We start from the raw sequence: 20,262 nt of genomic DNA on the forward strand, positions 1-20,262 counted from the left end.
CGGGGACAGTTCCAGCACCGCGTACGCTCAATTCATGCCTCGTACCATCGCCACAGCCACTCCCGTAGAGCTCGCCGAACTCGTCGCTTTTCTTAAGCCACGTCACCGCATGATCCTGCAGACCTTGCGCGCCAACGGTTCCCGGCAATTGTCCCCGGTTACCGGGGGTGTCGATGAACAGGGACGAATCGTCATCGCGACCTATCCCGGCCGGGCAAAGGTCACCAACGCACGACGGACGCCCGAGGTTAGCTTGTGCGTGCTCTCCGATGAATGGAATGGCCCGTGGGTTCAGGTCGACGGCACCGCGGAAGTCCTCGATATGCCGGATGCCGAAGACGCACTGGTCGACTACTTTCGATCCATCTCAGGCGAGCATCCCGATTGGACTGAGTACCGCGCCGCGATGCGGATTCAGAACAAGTCACTCATCCGAGTGACCCCCACCGCGTGGGGTCCCCTGGCGACCGGCGGATTCCCGAAGGATGTGGCCGAGCGGCTCGATGCCAATGGATAGGGCCGCCGTCAAGCGTCTTACCGAAGCCCAACTGGACCGAGCGGCCGGTGCGCTGGTGGGCACGGCCGTCGGCGACGCGCTGGGCGTCCCTTACGAATTCGAGTGCCGGCCCCGGCTTCGATCGGGTGAGTCCGCACAAATGCTCGGCGGTGGATTGGGCGATTTCGCGCCGGGACAGTGGAGTGATGACACGTCCATGACCGTAGCGGTCGCAATGGCGGCCGCCGAGGGATCGCTCGTCTCATCCAGAGCGCTCGACGCAGCGGCCACATATTTCTTGAGATGGTACGACGATCAACCACCCGATATCGGCGTCCAGACTCGCCATGTCCTTCGAGGCGCGAAAAGCCTTCTCGCCGAAGGGAAACTCAACGCCGCCGAGGCATCGACCGTCTCGGCTCTCGCCTACGCCGCCGATCAGCCACACTCGGCAGGCAACGGCGCGCTTATGCGAACCGGACCGGTGGCCCTGTCTCATCCGCACGACCGTGTCGCGACCGCCCGTGCCGCTTACGACATCGCGCGTCTCACCCACGCGGATCCTCTTGCCGTCGATTCATGCGTACTGTGGTCGGAGGCTATTCGCGTGGCGATCATCGAAGGTCGTTTCGAGATCGTCGCCGGCCTGGACTTGTTGCCAGACAAGCGCCGCGCCGATTGGGTGAAGCGGCTGAACTCCGCGTTTCGTGATGATCCGAATACGTTCAGCCCCAACGGCTTTACGGTGACCGCATTGCAGGCTGCGATCTCTGCCATCACTCACACGCCCGACAATGCCGACGATCCGGCTCGGCATATCGAGGAGTCGCTCAATACCGCGATCCGGATAGGTAACGACACCGACACCGTGGCCGCCATTGCCGGCGCGCTACTCGGCGCGCGGTGGGGTGCGTCAGCAATTCCCGACTCGTGGCGTCGCGAGATCCACGGCTGGCCCGTAACGAACGGGCGCCCAGCCGACGACGACACATTGGTCACGTTGGCACAGCGGGCCGCGACTCACGCGAATCGTTCGGTAACGTGAATCGTTGATAGCGTTCGGGCCTGACCATGCTTTTGCTGCCGTTCGGGCGAAATGACGGAAGGGGCGTAATGACAGTATCGAGCTACTCACGCTTCGTCGCGATCGGTGATTCTCAGACCGAAGGACTATGGGACGGCGACGACCATAGCGGAGTGGGCGGCTGGGCCGATCGGCTCGCACGACGTCTGGCTGTCGATAACCCAGGTCTTGGCTACGCAAACCTCGCCGTCCGCGGACGTCGGACCGCGGAGATTCGCGATGAACAACTCGCCCCCGCGTTAGCGATGAATCCTGATCTCGTCGGAATCTGCGTTGGCATGAATGATGTCACGGCCATCGATGGCGATCTGGCCGAAGCTCTCGACATTATGGAGGAGATGTACGCCATCCTGACGGCGTCGGGCGCGACCGTTCTCACCACGCTGTTTCCTGATGTGCGCCGAATAGTGCCGATCGCGGCACGACTATTCGGTCCCCGATTGGTATCGATCAACGACCGTATTCAACTGTGCGCCAACAAGTACGACCTGCGACTAGTCGACCTTTACACCGCGCCGGCTATGTCTGATCTGCGGATGTGGAGTCGCGATCGGCTGCATGGGTCGCCACCCGGCCACGCGCGTTTCGCACTTGCCGCCGCAGAAGCGCTCGGCCTCCACGGCGCCGACCACTCGTGGTCCTTACCAGCGCCGCATGCCGAGCGTCATCAGGCAGGCGGAGTTGTCGGTGACTTGGCATGGCTCGCCGAAACCGTGCGACCATGGCTTTGGCGGCGAGTACGGGGCGTATCAACCGGTGACGGTCGTTGTGCCAAACGTCCGGAGTTGACGCCGCTGGTCGACACTTCGTTGGGCGTCTTGAGGTAAGACAAACATCAACCGCGAGTCGCGTCGACCTCGCCGATCACAGTAATCTCTCCGCGTAATCCACTCGCTCGCTGCACCCGTCGTCCCACAGCGGCTCGCAGCGACTCCGGCGTCCCCACGATGCGCACTCGGCCCTTCGCGCGGGTGAGCGCCGTGTAGAGCAGTTCCCGTGTCAGCAGCTCAGACCGTTCCGGCGGCAGGACCACTGTCACTTCGTCAAACTGACTACCCTGGCTTCGATGAATTGTCATGGCGTACACCGGGATTGCGTTACCGAGCTGACTGGGGTGCAACGCTTTTACCTTCTTGCCCCGTCGAAACACAGAAGTCACCGTCGCACCCGACGCTACTACTACTCCACTGTCACCGTTGTAGATATCATGCTGACGATCGTTGGCGGTTACCAAAAGCGGTTGTCCGACATACCAATTCGCCGCATCCAGGCTGACCTGCTGATAGCCGTCAACCGACGTGAGCCAATCGGCAATCCTGCGCGACCATCCGCTAACGCCCGAACTTCCATCGCGGTGTGCGCACAACACGCGATGCCGGTCCAGCGCGTCCAGCGCACCATCGGCGTCACCCGCTGCCGCGCGGTCGTGTAACTCACGTGCCCACCGGAGCACATCGTCACGGACGCCTTCCAACTCCTCGGGACTAACCATAGTGATCCGTTCATAAGCTGGATCGGCGGCGAACTCCAGTACCTTGTCCGCGTCGCCCGCATTCACCGCGTCGGCGACATCACCTATCTGTGCGCCGAAGCGGTAACCCCGAGCCAAGGTGATTACGCCATCAGCCAGCACTGCTCGCTCAGTCGGCGAAAAGTCGCCGCGCCCCGACAAAGCAACTTGATCGAATACCGGATTCGCCGGCCCGGATGTATCTCGTGCGACAAGATCGGCGAGTACCGCCCCGGCCTCCACAGAGGCCAACTGATGCGGATCGCCCACTAGAATCAGCCGAGTATCCGACCTCAACGACGCGATCAAACGGCTCATCATCGTCATCGGCAGCATCGACGTCTCGTCAACCACCACAACGTCATACGGCAACCGATTCGATGGCCCATGCCGGAAAGTGCCATCCGAGCGCGATCCCAATAGCCGGTGTACGGTAACGGCCGATGTCCCGGCCGGGAGCCGTCCATAGTCGGTCACCGACGACTGCAACTGCGCCGCCGCACGCCCGGTCGGCGCGCACAGTCCAATCCGGGATGACTCGCCATCCAGTAGTTCCAATACATGCAGGATCCGGGCGACCGTGTAGGTCTTACCCGTACCCGGGCCTCCCGCCAGAACCGTCGTCCACGACGTCGCCGCTAACACCGCCGCCGCAAACTGCCTGTTGTAGAACAACTCTCCGTTCTGCGTCTGTCCCATCGGGTCCACCGCGTGGAACACGGTACGCATCGCATCGCGCAACGCACCAACATCGACGTCCGGACGCGACGCCACTCGCTCTGCCAAAATCTTGCGGATCGCTGACTCCTGCCGAAAGAACTTCCGCAAGTACAACAACGGGCCGTCGACCGACTGCGCCATTGCCAGCGGCCGCAGTGGCCCGGCGTCGCCTCCGATGACGAGCGCGCTCTCCGACAGCGCGGTGACCATTGCTTCGGTTGTTGGCCAAGGTAATTCGTCATCGGGAAAGTCCGCCGCCAATTCGCTCACACGGTTCAGCTCCACGCAGGTGGAACCGCTGCGCACCGCGCGAACGGCGAGCGCCGCTGCCAGCAAGACCTCGTCGCCCACGTCACTCTTCGACAACTCGGCGAGCCGCGAGGCGACGTGCACGTCGGCGGCAGACAGAACACCTGCCCGATTGAACGCAGTCAGGGCATTGCGCACAGAGTGCACACGCTGACCGTCTAAGACATCTTCGGATACCTCAGACACGGGCCGCTGCCTTCCCAGCCAACAGATCAGATAGGTCGACGATCAACTCCGCGGGTATTCGCCAGTGAAATACTCCACAACCCGAAGGGGTCTCGGGGCCCGCCATACCTCGCACGAAATGATATTGGACGGGTCCCAGATCGCGGTCGGGGCGATAATCGGCCAACCGCCAACGCAGATATCGGTGCAGCGCAACCGAATACAGCAGGGCCTGCAACGGGTAACTTTCTCGAATCATCTCCTGAGCCATCGTGGCTTGGCGGAAATCTTCCACGACAAGATCGCCCGGTTCAATTCTGTTGGTCTTATAGTCAACGACGACATATCCCTCGGCCGTACGCAACACAGAGTCAATGCTTCCGGTCAGGTAACCGTGGAAATGGTCGTCATTGAGCGTTCGCACAACATCTGCGAACGGCCGCAACGGGTCGTCGGCGCCCAGGTGCCGCTCGAGCAGATCCCCAACCTGGTCCAACGAGAACCCGCCGCCACCCGCGGACAGCGGGATCTCGAAATCCATCTCACTCAACCGATCTCGTGGTTGTACCGCCCAAAGCGTCGGCGCTCCGTCGAGCCCCAGGGGTGTCGTGAGTACGCCGATAAGCGCGGCTGTCAGTTGCGCATAGTCGACGGCGAATCCCCGACGATGCGCCCCGGCCGCTACCTGGTCGCGGACATGGGTTTCCATGTCGGGAGCGGCGGTGTCGACATTCTCCAGAACCTCGTGGACAAGCGTGCCGAAGGCCGCGCCGAAGGGCAGCCCGTTCATCAGTGAGGGGGTGGTGGCTGGGTCTGGGTTTAGAGGTGATGTTGCGTGGTCTCGATACACCGGCGTCCTCGCAAGCTCGGCCGCCGGCACTCGACCATCGGAGGAATCACTGGCTGGGTCCGGCGGCAAGGGTGCCGGCTCGTCGGTCAGTTGCCCCTCCTCAGGCTCACTGCCCGAACTCACTGCTGACGAATGGGCCGCGTGGGCCGCTGCCGTCATCGCCGAATACGATGTGCGGCGCCAGTTTTCGTCGATCTTCCGATCGAAAGTCGCGACCGAAAGCGACGGCACGCGACCCGACTCGGTTGATCGCCATCGCGGGACGAAGCCATGCTGTCCACCCCGCTCGACGCTAATCAGCGGATCTTGCGCGGCGATGTCGCGCAATACTTGCACGCATTGGTAATCATCGGGAATCGCAACCGATTCCGGGATGGGACTGATATTTCCGGCCCTGGCCGACACTGTCCGATCAGCCTTGGTGAATAACAGTCGATGGAGGGCACCGCTACGTGTCGTGGTACTTGGCGCCCACCACAAGACCACTTGAGATCGTGCCCGCGTCGCGGCGACGTAGAGCAGGCGCAGGTCTTCGCCCGCGTTCTCCTCGGTGTTGGCGGCCCACCTCTTGGTGTAGCCCGCCGCGGACTGCCCGCCGACATCGAGGAACCGCTTCTCCGTACCCTCGTGGTAGACAAACGTGGTCGGCTTGAAGTTGCGGGCACCATCCCAACCGAATGGGACATAGACGATGGGGAATTCCAAACCCTTGCTGCCATGAATCGTCATAATTTGCACGGCCTGCGTATCACGATCGAGGCGTCGTGTCGCTTCCGCATGCTGACTCCACCTCGAGTCGTCGGCGATGTTCTCTCCCAGCCAGTTGACCAATCCGGCTATGCCGCACGATGTTTCGGCGACGTGCCGGTTACAGAGGGCCGAGACCTGGAGTAGATCGGTCAACAAGCGTTCGCCGTTCTCCGACCCGAGCACCCTCTCATGCGTACGCCGCTCATACAACAGCCGCGCCGACATCGCGGCGAACCCGCCCTCGGCGAAAAACCGTCCAGACTGGGCGAATTCACCGGAAAGCTCACCGACGCCCGCGTCGCCGTATGCGTCGAGCGACGCCGCGTCGAATCCGACGATTGGAGTCAATGCCGCCATCCGTACTCGGGGCACCCGTGACGGTTGTTCGACGGCCTGCAAGACGTACCACCAATAGCGGGCGGCTGCGGTCTGAAAGATCGACGTCCCCGACCGCACCACCGATGCGATGCCACGTTCAGTCAACGCTCGCTGCAGCGGTTCGATAGATCTATTCTGCCGCAACAGAATTGCGATATCACCTGGTTGGATGGCACGGCGCTCGCCGTCAACCTCTAGGGTGATGTCAGCGGCAAGTTGGCTCGCGATGTCATCGGCGACATCTTCGGTCACTCGTGCCCGGACTCCCGGAATCAACGGCGTGCTGCCGTCCTGGGTATGCATCGTGAAGTCCTGGCGGGTGAACGCCCGTAACCGGACCGGGGCAGCTCCGGACAATCTACTGCCCGAATGTTTGGCGTCGATCGGATGCACCGCGATCAGTGGATGGCCAAGCGTCGCGTCGGCGAACAAGGTGCCGACGCCGCGCACTACGTCGGCGTCGGACCGGTAGTTGGTGGTGAGGATCTGCCGTTGACCAGCGGCGGCGACCGCGTTGAGATAGCTGAGCACCTCGGCACCACGAAAGGCGTATATCGACTGCTTCGGATCGCCGACTAGAATCAGGGTGACACCGTCGACGTCGTGGAAACAGCGCTGCACAATCTCCCACTGTTGCGGGTCGGTGTCTTGGAATTCATCGATGAGCACGACGTCGAACTGCTCGCGAATCCGTTGGCGCGCTTGCGGACCGACCTGATCGTCGGTGACGATGTGATGCAATGTGCCTTGCAGATCGTCGTAGGTGCGAACGCGCGCGAGCCGCTTACGCACGGCTGTGGTCGCACGTACCGCCTCAGCGAATCGGATGCGCATAGTGGTCGTCTCCGACCGCGGGGTACCGTCTTGCTCAACCGGTGCGAGAGTCGCCACCGGATTGCGCACCGCGTCCTTCGCGATTTGCTCAGCGTCGGTGAATGTCAGTGAATCATCAGGCGCCCCAGCGAATTTCCGAATGTATAAATCGCGAGCGACGTCCGATACGAGGTCATCGACATTCTCCAGAATTGGGAATTGTTGTTCCCGCTCACCCAGAAATCCCAGTGCCGCCAGCATGCGATTGCAGAATGTGTGCGTTGTCGCCATCGTCGCCGAATCAAAGTCGGACAGGGCGTTGGTGATTCGCTTGCGTCGCATCGCGATTTCGGTCGGCGTCCCACTGGCTAACAAGACAAGCAGTTTGTCATCACTGCCGGCCGCTGTCGCCGGATCTGCCAACGCGGCAGCGGATTCGAGCAATCGCGAGCGGGTCCGATCTCGCAGTTCGGCCGAAGCCGCGTTGGAGAATGTAGCCATCAACAGCCGCGAGATTGGAACACCGTCGGCGATGTAGCGCACGGCGAGACTTACGATCGCATAGGTCTTTCCAGTGCCGGCACTGGCTTCGAGCACGGTGGTGCCCACCGGCAACGGTGCCGAGAGGTCGAAAGGAGCAGGTTCGTTCGTAGCGGTCATCGTGCATCCTCGTGCGCGAGCAGCGGCCCGAAGATGGCCGTCGCGATTCGCACGAACATCGGTGTTTCGGCCGCGCCGGGTAGCCAATGCTCCAGGTCCGCCAGGTCTGTCGGCATGGCATGGAGGATAGTAGTGAAATCGATTGCCGCACCGGGCTGATCCTCGAAGACCAGACCTAGATACTTGTCATCGCGGTCCGCGAACGCGTTGCCATACGCATATCCGGCACGACTCGTCGCCCGCTTGTGATCGCCGGTGCGCCCGAATTCTTGCGCGCAGGCATTCGCGGCCGACAAGGGCAACGAAACCGGTCGGCACAGCGCGGCGTCTCGGAATGCGACGAGCATAGTCAAAATGTCCAGTGCGTCGGCGGGAGGACGGAACATACTCGATGCCGTGGCGGCTCCCCTCCCCTTACCCCGCCCGACTACGACCGCCTCGACCACCGAGGGGGCGGACGATGTATTCGCGGTCAACGCAAGCAGTTTGGTCCATGTCTGTAGGCGATGCTTACTCGACAGCGATGAGTACGTGACGCTGCACAGCCGTCCAGTTTGCGAGTCGATAGCGTATATGTCGCCGACCGTGCCATAGATCCGGCGACCGTCGGGCAGTTGCACTCGGATATCGATCGCATCCGCCGCGCCGGTGCGCCATCCACGCGCCGCACCAGCTACCGCCTGGGCACGTTGAACGATCGGACTCATCGCCTGAGCACCAAAAGCAAAGGGCGGCAAGGTGCCCCGGCGCAATTCGGCTTGCTGCGCTACGCCCACATCGTTGCCGGCGAGCAACGCCGTCAGAAGTCGATCGCCGATGCCCCAGGCGTCGAGGCCATCGAGGGTAACCTGCAACTGGTCGGGGTGTTCGTCAATCGCCTCGGGAATCTGCCCGCCGAGCCGTTGCCGCACAAAGCCCTCCAGGGGATTGACCAGAAAACGCACCAAGTCGTCGAGCTCGATGTCCGCCTGCGCCCGCGGCGGCAACTGTGCGGTTGACAGCAGCGTCTTCGCAACCCCCTTGTCACCACTGGCGCTCAACGCGGCGAGTGCCCGCGCGCCCGGCAGCAGCGTCGCGTCGAAGCTGCGTGGCGTCTCCTCTGGCGAGCCGTCGAAGTTGGCCGTGTCGAATGCGTGTAATGAATGTCGTTGCAGGACAGGTGATTGTGCCCGATTGTCGGCACCCAGCACAGTGTTGACAGCATCGATCAACTCGCTGACCACAACAGCTGGGGGAACAACCCGGCCCGACACCGGGTCCGCGCCACTGTAGAAGACCAACAGATGGTCACGGGCAGCGGTAATCGCGTCGAGAAAGACCTGACGATCCTCGGTTCGGATATCGCGCTCGCCAACAAGAGGCATTACCGCGAGGACATCGTCACCGTCGATACCCTGAGTGCGCGGAAATGAGCCATCGTCCATCCCGAGCAAGATGATCGCGCGATGCGGCACCGACCGCATCGGCACCATTGAACACACCGTCAATTCACCAGTACGGAAGTTGGCACGGGTCGGCCGCGCGGCCAGCAGACTGGCCATCAGATCGCGGATATCGTTGAGTTCGAGATCTGCGGGATCAATCCCGGCCGGCAACGCAAGCGCGTCGCCGAGCAACCCCACCGCCTGTGCCCGTTGCCATTCCGTCTCATAGTCGGTGCTGGTAAGCAGGTCAATGGCAGCGACCAGGGTTTCGGCCCACTTGCTGGCGGATCGTGGTGCGGCCAGGTCTGCCAACACGCCACCGAGCCGATCGACGAACTCGGTGAACCGACCGACAAGATCTGTGTCGGTGGAGTCGACGCCTGACAGCGGGAGCGCGGTCGACAGCCATTCGTCCTCAGATTCGTCGGCGACCACGCCAAGCACAATGCGGTCCACCCCGGTCTGCGCGGTGCCCTGCGGAAAACCGTTGAGCCCGAACCTAATTCGTTGGGTGTCATCGACACCCCACCGAATATTGGCGCGTTCCACCCAATTCGCGAGCGTATCGAGATTGTCGTCGCTGAAGTCGAAGCGGGCTCGCACCGACTCTCGTCCCGCGAAGTCGAGCAGTTCGCCCACCGGGGCCCGTCCCGCTGCCATTTCTAACAGTGCGGCGACGGCATCGAGCACGTCATTCGTTTGCCGCAATCCCCTATCAGCAAGCCGCACACGCAATGTGAAGGCCGGGTGATCGAGGCCGAGTTGTCCGAATGCGCCACGAATGAGAGGTGCGTACACCTCGACGTCGGGACACATGATGAGAACATCCCGCGGTTGTAGTGTCGGATCGTCGGCGAACAACCGCAACAGTCGATCACGAAGCACTTCGACCTGGCGTTCGGGTCCATGACATGCGTGGACCTCCAACGACGTATCGGCGGTTGCGCCGGAAATAGGGGTGTCGATGTCGGCGCGCAACGCGGCCTGCACATGGGCCAGAAGTGCCCGCGGCGGCACGCCCGACGCGCGATGGTAGGCCGTCTCGGTATACCCCGCCAGGCATTGCTGCAACTCGATGACGTCGCGAGACATGCTCGACAGCAGCGGGTTGCTCACCGCCACGGCAGTATTCGCGGACCGGTGTACTGGCCCCGCGGCAACGTCGACTGCTGCGACAGACTGCCACAGCGCATCGCTCGGGTGCGGCAGATACAAGTTGACCGCGCGGTGAACAGCCAACGCGCGCATGATATCTCGCATCGTCTGAGGAATGCGTGATGGGCCGAAGAGAGCGATTCGATCGGGAAGATCGATCGAATCGGGATGCTCGCTCAGATGGGCGAGGATCGAATCGAGTTCCTCGGCCAGATGCGGTACACCGACACGTTCCCGAACCAGTCGCCAGAACCAGGGCTGCCAGGACAGGGCATCGGGCAATACCGACGCACCGTCGACATCGCGACCGGCCGCCCAGTCGCGCAACATCGCCGGTCGTTGCCACGCGTAGGAATCGAAAAGGCTCGCGATGGTGCGTGCCGCCGACAGGCGTCGACCACGGCGTAACCGCGCATCGGGAGATTTGTCGCGACCGATGTGATGGGCGATGACCGCTAGCCGCGGGTCGTCAATATGGTCGTCGAGGGTGGCCAGCACTGGCCAGACCAAACGATCCGTACGCCAAAATTCTTCTGCCGCGGGATCTGTGGACAACGTATGGATGATGTTGGCTACGACCCGCGTTGGCGGCGAGAAGTCGATGTTGGCGGCGATCCCGTCGGTATCGCCGGGGGCCGCACCCAGTTTCGTGGCCAGATGCTGCTGCAGCCATCGTTCGACTCCTCGAGCGGGCACCGCGACGATTTCGGTCTGCATCGGGTCGGCCAGTGGTTTCACCAGTTCCATGGCTAACGCGTCCGCCAGCGTGTCGGCCCGCTCCGCCCTATGCACCGTGAACATCACCGATAATCCTATCGAGTGTGAGCCGGCGAGATTGCGGAGGTGAGTCGGGTGAAATCTCTATACGATCACGGCCATGCGAAACACATTGGGCCAGAACCGTATCCCTGGGTGACGCGAGCGAACGCGATCGGACCCCGCTTGCCGTTCTGGACCGCGTAGAGCTGGCGTAATCCCTGCCGATTCGGCACCCACGAGACAACAGCTTGCGCACCATTGGCTTTTGCTCGACCGATGAATCGCACGGGGTATCCCGGGCCTTTGCGCTCGTAGAAGCCGACCCAGCCGGAGGAATTCACCGGAACCGACATCTGATACATGCAACCGGTTCCGTAGTGCACCGACGAAAACATAGCGCCTGGGTCGACTTTGCCCGCCGGCGCCGCGGATACGGGGGCGCTGACCAGCGTCGCCGCTCCGATAGCCATTACGCCGGCTGCGGCGGCGATCCGGATTCTCGACATCGACTCTCCTGCTGCTGATCGGGTCACGTTCGGTGGTCAATCATGCCTCATGAGACGCGACCGAGTCGGGTCTTTACGAATGCGAGCCTGGAAGTCGCCCAAGACCGAGGGGTATTAACTCACCAACCAGTCATTCGGTGAGAACAACTCGCAGTGGATTCGATCGGTCGCCACCGCCCGGTCGGTCAATTGTGCCCGGACATTCTGGACGAAGGCATTGTTGCCACACAGGTAAATGTCAGCGCCGTCGTCGATGGTCAGCTCCGATAGATTCATGAATCCCGCATGTGAATCACGCCCATCGTCGTCGGAGTACCAGATATCGATAGTGGCATTGGGAAGGTTCGCGACCAGATTCCGTTGCCGTTCGCGCAGCGGATGCGACGCGGCGGATTCATCGGCATGTAATACCTGAACCGGACATCGAGGCGCGGTCGAAACCAAGTGCTCGAGGATCCCGATCATCGGTGTGATGCCAACCCCCGCCGAAATCAACACTACCGGCGCCGAACCCAGGCCGGCGGTCGGCAGATCGCCGAATGGCACCGTGACATCGATCAGGTCGCCGACGGCCAGATGGTCAGCGATCCAATTCGACACCTCACCCGCGGGAGTTCCCTGCCGTGCCCCGACCGGCTTGACCGCGAATGTGGTTTCGCGTTCTCCGGGCGCATTGACAATGCTGTACTGACGCAACTGTCGTGCCCCATCGGGAAGAGTCACACCGACCGAAATATACTGCGCCGCACTATGTTCAGTGACTCCGTCATCGCCAGCCTCCACCGATACCAACACCACACCGGATGGATCGTCGACACGACGGGTGACCATTGCACGGCGATACACATCGCCCGCGGCGACGCCGGCGTCAGCGTAGAGATTCGCTTCCAGCTCGATCAGTGTGCGCGCCATCATCCAGTACACCGCCTCCCATGCCTCGGCGACATTGGTTGTCACCGTGTCGGCACCGAGCACCTCGACGATGGCCGCGAACAGGTGCTCATGGACGATGTCGTACTGATCAGCCGTGATACCCAGCGACGCGTGCTTATGTCCGATCCTCGACAACAGTTCGGCCGGATGCGGCAAGGCAGGGTCTACCAGGTGTGTAGCGTACGTGGCGATTGATGCGGCCAACGCACGCTGTTGAGCGCCCTGCGCCTGATTGCCCCGGTTGAACAGGTTGCGCAACAACGAGGGTTGAGCGGTGAACATCCTGTCGTAGAACGTCCTGGTGATCGTGTCGACGTTTGCTCCAACGAGAGGCAGTGTCGCGCGGATGATTTCGGCGTGCTCGTCACTGAGGGTGTCGACTAGTGCCGTATCGCGGTAAATCGTCATCATATCTCTCTCTGTGGTCCTGCGGGGTCGTTGAAGAGAGGAATGTGCTGTCACACAGTCCTTTTGGGAATATCGGAATTGCTAGCCGACCGCGGTACGCAGCCCGGTCAGCGGAAGAAGGGTCGGCCCGGCGAGGTCGGCGACCGTGTACCGGTCGAGTTCTCGATAGAACGATGACTGCGCATCGGCGAGCGCGCGTCTGAGCCGGCACGCGGGCACAAGCGGACACGGCTTGTCGCCACCGCATTCGACGACTGGCCGGTCGTGTTCAAGCAGACGAATCAACTCACCCACCCGCATCGCCCGTCCGGTATCGGTGATCCGCAGACCGCCGCCGCGGCCACGCAGAGACGACACACATCCCAATGCCGACAGTCTGGTGATCGCCTTGGCTATGTGATGTTCGGATGCCTGCGCGGCCGCGGCGATCGCCTTTGTTGTCGAACGCCCGTCATCCGCAGCAGCCAGCAGCATCATTGCCCGGAGGCCGAGGTCGCTAAATCTGCTGAGCTGCATACGACAAACGGTAGTAACCGCGCCCCGCCGAAACCAGACTCGCGTACGGTGGCCTTAAACACGACCGCCAGTGCGGATTTTCTACCTGCGCAAATAGGGTTCAGCCAGCGGAGGCGAACTCCTCGAGCGCCAGATAGCGCGCTGGCGGCATCGAGGCGAAGTCGGAGAACTCGCGGGTGAGGTGCGCCTGGTCGGCATACCCACTACACGCGGCCACCTCATCGATCGCGACACCGCGGCGGAGCGCGAGCATCGCGCGGTCGAACCGAATGAGGCGAGCCGCCTGTTTGGGCCCGATGCCGTATTCCGCGACGAACCGGGCGGTAAGGTATCGCGCGGACCAGCCCGAACGCGCCGTCAATTCTGACACCGCACACCGACCGCCGGTTGCCACAATGTAATCCCAGGCGGCGGCAGCGTCTGGTTGCGGTGCCCATCTCTTGGCCGCGGTGTCCAGGTCATCGGTCCAGCCGAGCATCGTCGCGGCGCCGATCCGCGCCCGGTCATCCGGTGCCGCGCCGGCGATCCGGCCGGCGATCTCATCGGCGAGCGCCGGGTTCAGTTCGTCGAGATCGATTGCGCGGTCGGTCAATTCAGCGACCGGAAGACCGAACAGGCGCCGAACACCCGCCGGCGTCAAACCGATCTGTACGCCGACCTGATTTCCGTCGTGGTGAATGAGATAGGGCGTCGAATGCAGTCCGCCCAGACATACCTGAAAGCGGGTGACACCGGGAAGACCCGGGCCGGACAGGTCCAGGCCGTCGCGCAGGTCGATGACGACGGTGAGGTTTGGCGAGGGTATCCCCAGGTGGGTGCCCGGAAGTGCGCCGGTGATGTCGTAGGGCACCACCGACGCGATTCCTAACGATGCGGTCAGCCCGCGTAGGTCCCGAAACTCCACTTGTTGCCTTCCGGATCGGCGATGGAGAACCCTCGCGATCCATAGTCCTCCTCGCGCATTTCTCGGACAACCGTCGCGCCGAGACTTTCCGCGCGCGTCCATACCGCGTCGGGATCGGCGACCACCACGTAGACGCTGCCGGATCCAGCGGGCGTGACGAATGTGGGGTCGTCCTTGCAGACGCTCGAGATCATCACGCGGCCGCCATCGGGCCAGAGCATTTCGGAATGGATCACTTCCCCTGCGCCGTCACCGTCGACGCAAATCCCCTCGTCGAAGCCGAGCGCAGCGAGCCAGCGTCGTTGGGCGATGGGGTCGGCATAGGACAGGCCGGGCCAGATATTCGTATCTTTTCGTGTGTTCATGCTTTGACGATCGCAGATTGCCGGCGGCGCTGTCTTGAAGAAATCGGCACGGTGCGACCTCATCATTTGCTTGCCACCCGCCAAACCTTAATCTAACATCAGATTCAGTTTTTTGTCGGATGCGCATATGGGCCGATTTAGGGAGTCTCGATGGAATCGTTCGTTCACCTGCGCCGCGGCGTCACTCCACGGCGGGTCCACGCCGACCTCGACGGATTGAAAGACGACGAGCTTGGACGCAACGGTTTCACTGGCCGCACCGCACACCTCTACCGTCGTAATGATCCAACCGACTTCCGCGCGGTCGGACCACTGCGACCTATCGACGCACTATGCACCGACCTAACGCCGACCGACACCGAAGATCCGCGCGGCGAGCCAATGTTGTTGTTTCACAACGCTGATTGCCGGATATCGTTGAGCCGCCGGTCCGTACAAATGCCATTTCATGTCCGCCATATCGACGGCGATCTACTGATCTTCGTCCACGAAGGGCGCGGCGTCTTCGAGACGGAAATGGGGCCGCTGAGCTACCGCCCCGGCGACTGGGTCTACCTACCCAAGGCGCTGACCTACCGGCACATTCCCGATGATCAGTCGCATTTGTTCATGATCGAGGCGACCGAAGAGTTCCGAGTGCCACCCGCCGGCACTCTCGGACGCCACTTCCCTTTCGACCCCGCTCAGATCACCATTCCCGAACCCGCACCGATCGACGATGACGGACGCGATGAATACGAGGTGCGACTGGTCCACGAGGGCGGCCCCTCGGCAATCTTCTACGAACACAACCCAATTGACGTAGTCGGCTGGCGCGGAGACAACACGCCGTTCACATTCAACATCCTTGACTACACCTCGATCAGCTCGGAATCGGTGCATCTACCACCCACCGTGCACCTGTTTATGCAGGCCACCGGCGTCTACGTGATGAACTTTCTGCCCCGTCGCGCCGAGAGCGTACCCGGCACCGAGCGAACTCCCTGGTATCACCGCAACGTCGACTTCGACGAGGTGGCCTTCTTCCACGGGGGCTCGATCTCCGGCATCGAGATGCCCCCGGGCCTGCTTTCCCATGCGCCGCAAGGGATTCACCACGGAGCACCGGAGAAGGCACGCGAACGTGCGCGGCGGCGATTCGACGTCGACGAGCGAGTCGAATGGAAAGTTATCTCCATCGATACCCGACGTCGACTGACACCGTCGAAAGCCCTTCTGGCACACGCCAAGTGAACATGCCTGCCGCCACACTGCTTTAACCCGATAGGAATTCGATGTCGACTGATCTCAAACGCCCCTACCAACGCATCCCCTACCTCGTTATGTTCGAAGACACATCGCCCTACCGCGACACGTACGGTGGCGTATCCGAACATGTTGTGCTGGAGAGCTTTCTACTCAAACCGACCGAACACGAGAGCGATACCGCGATTGTCTTCATGCATCCGATCGGCGGCGGTGCGTACCTGCCGATGATGACAGCACTGGCAAAGGCCGGCCATCATGTCATCTATTGCAACAGTCGCTACCGCGGCGTCGACTCCGCCTTGTTGATGGAGAAGGTCGCGCAAGATCTCGGCGCCTGCGTCCGCGACGCCAAAGAACGGCTCGGTTATCAGAAGATCGTGCTGGCCGGTTGGAGTGGTGGCGGATCACTATCGGTGTTCTATCAGCAGCAGGCGCAACATCCAACGATAACGTCGAGCCCGTCGGGCGACGGCCCCGACCTCACCAGATGCGACCTGATCCCCGCCGACGGGCTGATGTTGCTCGCGGCGCATATCAGCCGCCACGGCACACTCACCGAGTGGATGGACCCGTCGATACTCGACGAATCCGACCCCTCGGTTCGCGACCCGGAACTCGATCTCTACAACCCGGACAATCCCAATCAGCCGCCATACACCGAAGAATTCTTGGAGCGGTATCGCGCAGCGCAGATCACTCGCAATCGCCAGATCACGGCATGGGTGAAAGCCAAACTGGCACAGTTGAAGTCCGATGGTCGGCCACTCGACGAGTATGGCTTTATCGTGCACGGCACGATGGCCGATCCGCGCTGGCTCGACCCAACCGTCGACCCCAACGACCGCGAGCCCGGCACCTGCTATCTTGGCGATCCGCGGGTCGTCAACATGGGACCGGTCGGCCTGGCGCGATTCTCGACGCTGCGCGGTTGGCTGTCGCAGTGGAGCTATGACGACGCGCGGGCCGATGGCGTGCGATGCGGGAAGGATATCGCGGTGCCAACCCTCGTCGTCGGCAATATGGCCGATGACGCGTGTACCCCCAGCCACACCCGGCGGCTGTATGAGGCAATCGGCCATCCCGATAAGGAAATCCACGAAATACCCGGCGCGACACACTATTACGCGGGCCACGGCCAACGTGAGGCGCTCGGCCACGCGGTCGGAATCATCACCGACTGGCTTGTGAAACGAGACTTTGCGAGTCTGTAGCGGTGACGATTCAGGACGACTCCCCGCCGCCGGCTACACCGGCCGGCCCCCTCGACGGCATCCGCGTGCTGGAATTGGGCACGTTAATCGCGGGCCCGCATGCCGCACGCCTGCTCGGCGATATGGGCGCCGATGTCATCAAAGTCGAACCACCGAATCGGCCCGATCCCATTCGCACGTGGGGCGAAGCCGAAGTCGACGGGTACCGGTTTTACTGGACGGTCCACGCGCGCAACAAGAAGGCCATCACCCTGGACTTGCGGTCGGACCGCGGGCGGGAGTTGTTATTCGACCTCGTCGACACCACTGACATCATCGTCGAGAACTTCCGTCCAGGCACGTTGGAACGGTTAGGTCTGGGCTATGACGCACTGCGGGAACGCAATCGAGGCATCATTCTGGTGCGAGTCTCCGGCTACGGTCAGACCGGCCCGGACGCGAACCGAGCGGGCTACGCGTCGGTCGCCGAGGCTGCCAGCGGGCTACGTCATATCAATGGTTACCCCGGGCAGCTGCCGCCGCGACTGTCGTTGTCCCTCGGAGATACCTTGTCTGGGATGTACGCGGCGCAGGGAGCATTGGCGGCCTTGTATCGGCGTACGGTGACCGGCGAAGGTCAGGTGGTCGATACCTCGCTGCTGGAATCCTGTGTTGCGGTACAAGAGTCGACGATCGCCGACTATGCGATGGGCGGGATTGTGCGTGGGCCGTCGGGCACTCGACTCAACGGGATAGCGCCATCGAACCTCTACCCGACGTCGGACGGTACCCACGTCATCATCGCGGCCAACCAGGACAGTGTGTTCGCGCGACTTTGTGAAGCGATGGACCAGCCCGACTTGGCCACCGACGATCGCTTCTGGGATCACACCGCGCGCGGACGCAATCAAGATGAGATCGACGATCTGATCGCCGCCTGGTCAGTGCAGCATTCCGCAGCAGAGCTCGGCGAAATCCTCAGTGCCGCAGGTGTTGTCGTAGGACCGGTGAACACAGTAGCCGAAGTATTCGCCGATCCTCATCTGCGAGCACGCGGCATGATCGCACCGCATTTCGACGAACGGACCGGCCGCGAAGTACTCGGGCCGGGCATCGTGCCAAAGTTCTCGGCGACACCCGGCCGGATCCGAAACGCCGGTCCGCCTACGCCCGGGTCGGATAACTCCGAGGTGTACACGAAACTGCTGGGCTTGTCGGCTGAGGAAATTTCCGCCTTGTCGTCCGATGGCGTGATCTAACGTGGCGTCGGTGAATGGAGACTCGTATGGCCGCCGGCGCTAAGGGACGTCGGACCGAGGCCGCGTTCCACGCCGCGGCGCGCGAAGTATTCGCCCGGGACGGCTATCTGAACGCGAAGATCGCCGACATCGCCGATGTGGCCGGACGATCGGCCGCTTCATTCTACAACTATTACGACAACAAGCAGCGCCTCCTCGAGGCTCTGCTCGACCGATTCACCGACGACGTGCTGTCCCGAACCGGCGAGCAAGTAACACGCGATCTTGAGCAAGATATCGAGGCCGCGGTGCGCGTGTATTTCGAGACATACCGCGAGTACGTACCCGAGATGATCGGCGCTTTTCAGTTATCGATGACCGACCCGCAGTTCGCCGCGTGGTGGTCCAAGCGCCGCATGGAAGGCATCAAGGGGGTGCTCGCCGTCGTTCGGTCAGTGGAACGCAAAGGAATCGACGTCGGGCTGGACCGCAACGTATTCGCATCCGCCATCGTCTCGATGATGGAGTCCTTTTGCTGGACGTGGTACGCGAGTGCCGGTGAACTGCAACTGAAACGGCCCGACGATGACGAGGCGATTCGTACGGTCAGCGAGATCTTCCGTCGGGCGCTGTATCCGGGGTGATTGACGGGTCTGAAAGAGCGAGAGTCCCGGCTCAATTCAGTTGCGCGCGACCACGTTCGATCACCGACTGCGCGTCTTTAGCAACGTTGCCGCCTTCGGGGCTGGCCAGCCAGGCAGTCGCGGTAGCGGCTTCAATGTCGGCTTGAGGTGTGAATACGTGGCCCTGAACGCGACGATATGAACCAAGGAGCGTCTGGACGGCCGACTGGTTGTTCGAAGCTATGTCGGCGGCCAATTTCTTTGCGGTTGCGAGTAATTCGTCGTGTGGAACGACCTCGGTCACTAGCCCGCGTGCTAGCGCGGTCGGTGCGTCGACGAAGTTTCCGGACAGACTCATCCGCCGTGCGAAGCCAAAGCCGACCGCTTCTGGAAGCCGCGCCGTGAGACCCCAGAGCGGCATGATTCCGACGCGTGCGTGAGTGTCGGCGAACCGTGCCCGGTCGGAGGCGATCAGGATGTCGCAGCCGAGGGCGAGTTCGAGGCCGCCGGTGACCGCCGCGCCGTTGATAGCGCCGATAATCGGCTTGCTGATCGGTGTCCACGGGTGACCGGCCGGTGCGTCACCTGCGCCGGTTCCACTCGAGTCGCCCATATTGTCCCAGCCACCCTCGGCGCCGATCACCCGAAGATCGACGCCCGCACAGAATGCGGGGTCGGCGCCCGTGAGAATGATGACCGAGACCTCCGAATCGGTATCGGCAGCGGCGATCTGCGCCTGAATCTCAGCGATCAACTGCGGCGTCAACGCGTTTCGCGATTCTGGACGATTGAGGGTCAGAATGAGCACTGAGTCTGTTTTCTCGGCAAGCAACATAGGTGGATGGTAGCTCGGCGCGAGTCGCCGACGTCGGAACTTGCGGTACGTTGATCGTCGGTATGGTCGGTGCGCAGGAATGGCTTTGGGCACGTTGGCATTTCGTGTTGCGGGGTCTCGATACACCCAACTCGCCCAGCGGCTCGCCGGGCACTCGACCAGCAGTATTTGGTCCCCCGCCGAGCGGCTCGCCGGGCACTCGACCAGCAGAGGTGGCCTGCCTACTCGACCCACTTGGATCATCGAGTGCCGACGACCGAGCTTGCGAGGACGTCGGTGTATCGAGATGCCGCGAGACGAAGAGCCAACGTACACCCAATCATGGTGCGTACGTGTCGAATTCGTGTCGCGGGGTCTCGATACATCCGACTCGCCTAACGGCTCGCCGGACACTCGACCAGCGACGCTAGGCCGGCTCGCCTA

16 protein-coding genes are annotated in these 20,262 nt (G+C 62.2%); 7 read left to right on the plus strand and 9 right to left on the minus strand.

All coding sequences use genetic code 11. From position 1 onward, the window contains the following. Positions 1-34 precede the first annotated feature (34 nt). The 3 genes from GOEFS_RS17845 (at position 35) to GOEFS_RS17855 (ending at position 2,407) form a co-directional block, all read left to right on the plus strand. Entirely contained in the window at positions 35-517 is a 483-nt protein-coding gene (locus GOEFS_RS17845) for a PPOX class F420-dependent oxidoreductase (protein ID WP_007319344.1), read from the plus strand. After that, complete coding sequence (locus GOEFS_RS17850; RefSeq protein WP_007319345.1) at positions 510-1,541, plus strand: ADP-ribosylglycohydrolase family protein; 1,032 nt, start codon at positions 510-512, stop codon at positions 1,539-1,541. The genes GOEFS_RS17845 and GOEFS_RS17850 overlap by 8 nt, the downstream gene beginning before the upstream one ends. A 68-nt stretch (positions 1,542-1,609) precedes the next feature. Continuing rightward, positions 1,610-2,407 (plus strand): SGNH/GDSL hydrolase family protein, encoded by a 798-nt coding sequence (locus GOEFS_RS17855; RefSeq protein WP_007319346.1) that lies wholly within the window; start codon positions 1,610-1,612, stop codon positions 2,405-2,407. 8 nt (positions 2,408-2,415) lie between these two features. Here the strand turns inward: GOEFS_RS17855 and recD are convergent, their stop codons facing one another. From recD to GOEFS_RS23285, 8 genes are all read right to left on the minus strand, one after another. Then, on the minus strand, positions 2,416-4,305 hold the full coding sequence (recD, locus tag GOEFS_RS17860) for an exodeoxyribonuclease V subunit alpha (RefSeq protein ID WP_007319347.1): 1,890 nt from the start codon (positions 4,303-4,305) through the stop codon (positions 2,416-2,418). After that, positions 4,298-7,735, minus strand: a complete 3,438-nt coding sequence (locus GOEFS_RS17865) for a UvrD-helicase domain-containing protein (protein ID WP_007319348.1) — start codon at positions 7,733-7,735, stop codon at positions 4,298-4,300. Before GOEFS_RS17865 ends, recD begins: the two co-directional genes overlap by 8 nt. Next, positions 7,732-11,115 (minus strand): exodeoxyribonuclease V subunit gamma, encoded by a 3,384-nt coding sequence (gene recC / locus GOEFS_RS17870; protein WP_040525466.1) that lies wholly within the window; start codon positions 11,113-11,115, stop codon positions 7,732-7,734. The genes GOEFS_RS17865 and recC overlap by 4 nt, the downstream gene beginning before the upstream one ends. Positions 11,116-11,183: 68 nt before the next feature. After that, positions 11,184-11,579 carry a hypothetical protein gene (locus tag GOEFS_RS17875; protein WP_007319350.1) on the minus strand — a complete coding sequence of 132 codons (396 nt, stop codon included), beginning with the start codon at positions 11,577-11,579 and terminating at the stop codon, positions 11,184-11,186. Between the two features lie 114 nt (positions 11,580-11,693). Beyond that, positions 11,694-12,920 carry a globin domain-containing protein gene (locus GOEFS_RS17880; protein WP_040525487.1) on the minus strand — a complete coding sequence of 409 codons (1,227 nt, stop codon included), beginning with the start codon at positions 12,918-12,920 and terminating at the stop codon, positions 11,694-11,696. An 81-nt stretch (positions 12,921-13,001) separates the two neighbouring features. After that, positions 13,002-13,436, minus strand: a complete 435-nt coding sequence (locus GOEFS_RS17885) for an Rrf2 family transcriptional regulator (RefSeq protein ID WP_007319352.1) — start codon at positions 13,434-13,436, stop codon at positions 13,002-13,004. A gap of 100 nt (positions 13,437-13,536) precedes the next feature. Beyond that, positions 13,537-14,340: a helix-turn-helix domain-containing protein gene (locus GOEFS_RS17890; RefSeq protein WP_040525468.1), complete on the minus strand. Its 804-nt coding sequence runs from the start codon at positions 14,338-14,340 to the stop codon at positions 13,537-13,539. After that, positions 14,313-14,705, minus strand: a complete 393-nt coding sequence (locus GOEFS_RS23285; RefSeq protein ID WP_007319354.1) for a VOC family protein — start codon at positions 14,703-14,705, stop codon at positions 14,313-14,315. The genes GOEFS_RS17890 and GOEFS_RS23285 overlap by 28 nt, the downstream gene beginning before the upstream one ends. Before the next feature lie 150 nt (positions 14,706-14,855). Here GOEFS_RS23285 and GOEFS_RS17900 point away from each other — a divergent pair, with 150 nt between their 5' ends. Genes GOEFS_RS17900 through GOEFS_RS17915 form a run of 4 tightly spaced genes read left to right on the plus strand, consistent with a single transcriptional unit; the run spans position 14,856 to position 19,025 of the window. Then, positions 14,856-15,938 carry a homogentisate 1,2-dioxygenase gene (locus GOEFS_RS17900; RefSeq protein ID WP_007319355.1) on the plus strand — a complete coding sequence of 361 codons (1,083 nt, stop codon included), beginning with the start codon at positions 14,856-14,858 and terminating at the stop codon, positions 15,936-15,938. Between the two features lie 41 nt (positions 15,939-15,979). Next, positions 15,980-17,164 carry an alpha/beta hydrolase family protein gene (locus tag GOEFS_RS17905; protein ID WP_007319356.1) on the plus strand — a complete coding sequence of 395 codons (1,185 nt, stop codon included), beginning with the start codon at positions 15,980-15,982 and terminating at the stop codon, positions 17,162-17,164. A 2-nt stretch (positions 17,165-17,166) separates the two neighbouring features. Then, entirely contained in the window at positions 17,167-18,402 is a 1,236-nt protein-coding gene (locus GOEFS_RS17910) for a CaiB/BaiF CoA transferase family protein (protein ID WP_007319357.1), read from the plus strand. Positions 18,403-18,428: 26 nt separating this feature from the next. Beyond that, the gene (locus GOEFS_RS17915) at positions 18,429-19,025 is read left to right on the plus strand and encodes a TetR/AcrR family transcriptional regulator (protein WP_007319358.1); all 597 of its coding nucleotides are present in this window, start codon (positions 18,429-18,431) and stop codon (positions 19,023-19,025) included. Positions 19,026-19,056: 31 nt separating this feature from the next. Here GOEFS_RS17915 and GOEFS_RS17920 read toward each other — a convergent pair whose 3' ends face one another. Next, a complete protein-coding gene (locus GOEFS_RS17920; protein ID WP_007319359.1) occupies positions 19,057-19,839 on the minus strand; it encodes an enoyl-CoA hydratase in 783 nt (260 codons plus the stop codon). Between the last annotated feature and the right edge of the window lie 423 nt (positions 19,840-20,262).

Source organism: Gordonia effusa NBRC 100432 (genome assembly GCF_000241305.1).
Lineage (GTDB): Bacteria > Actinomycetota > Actinomycetes > Mycobacteriales > Mycobacteriaceae > Gordonia > Gordonia effusa.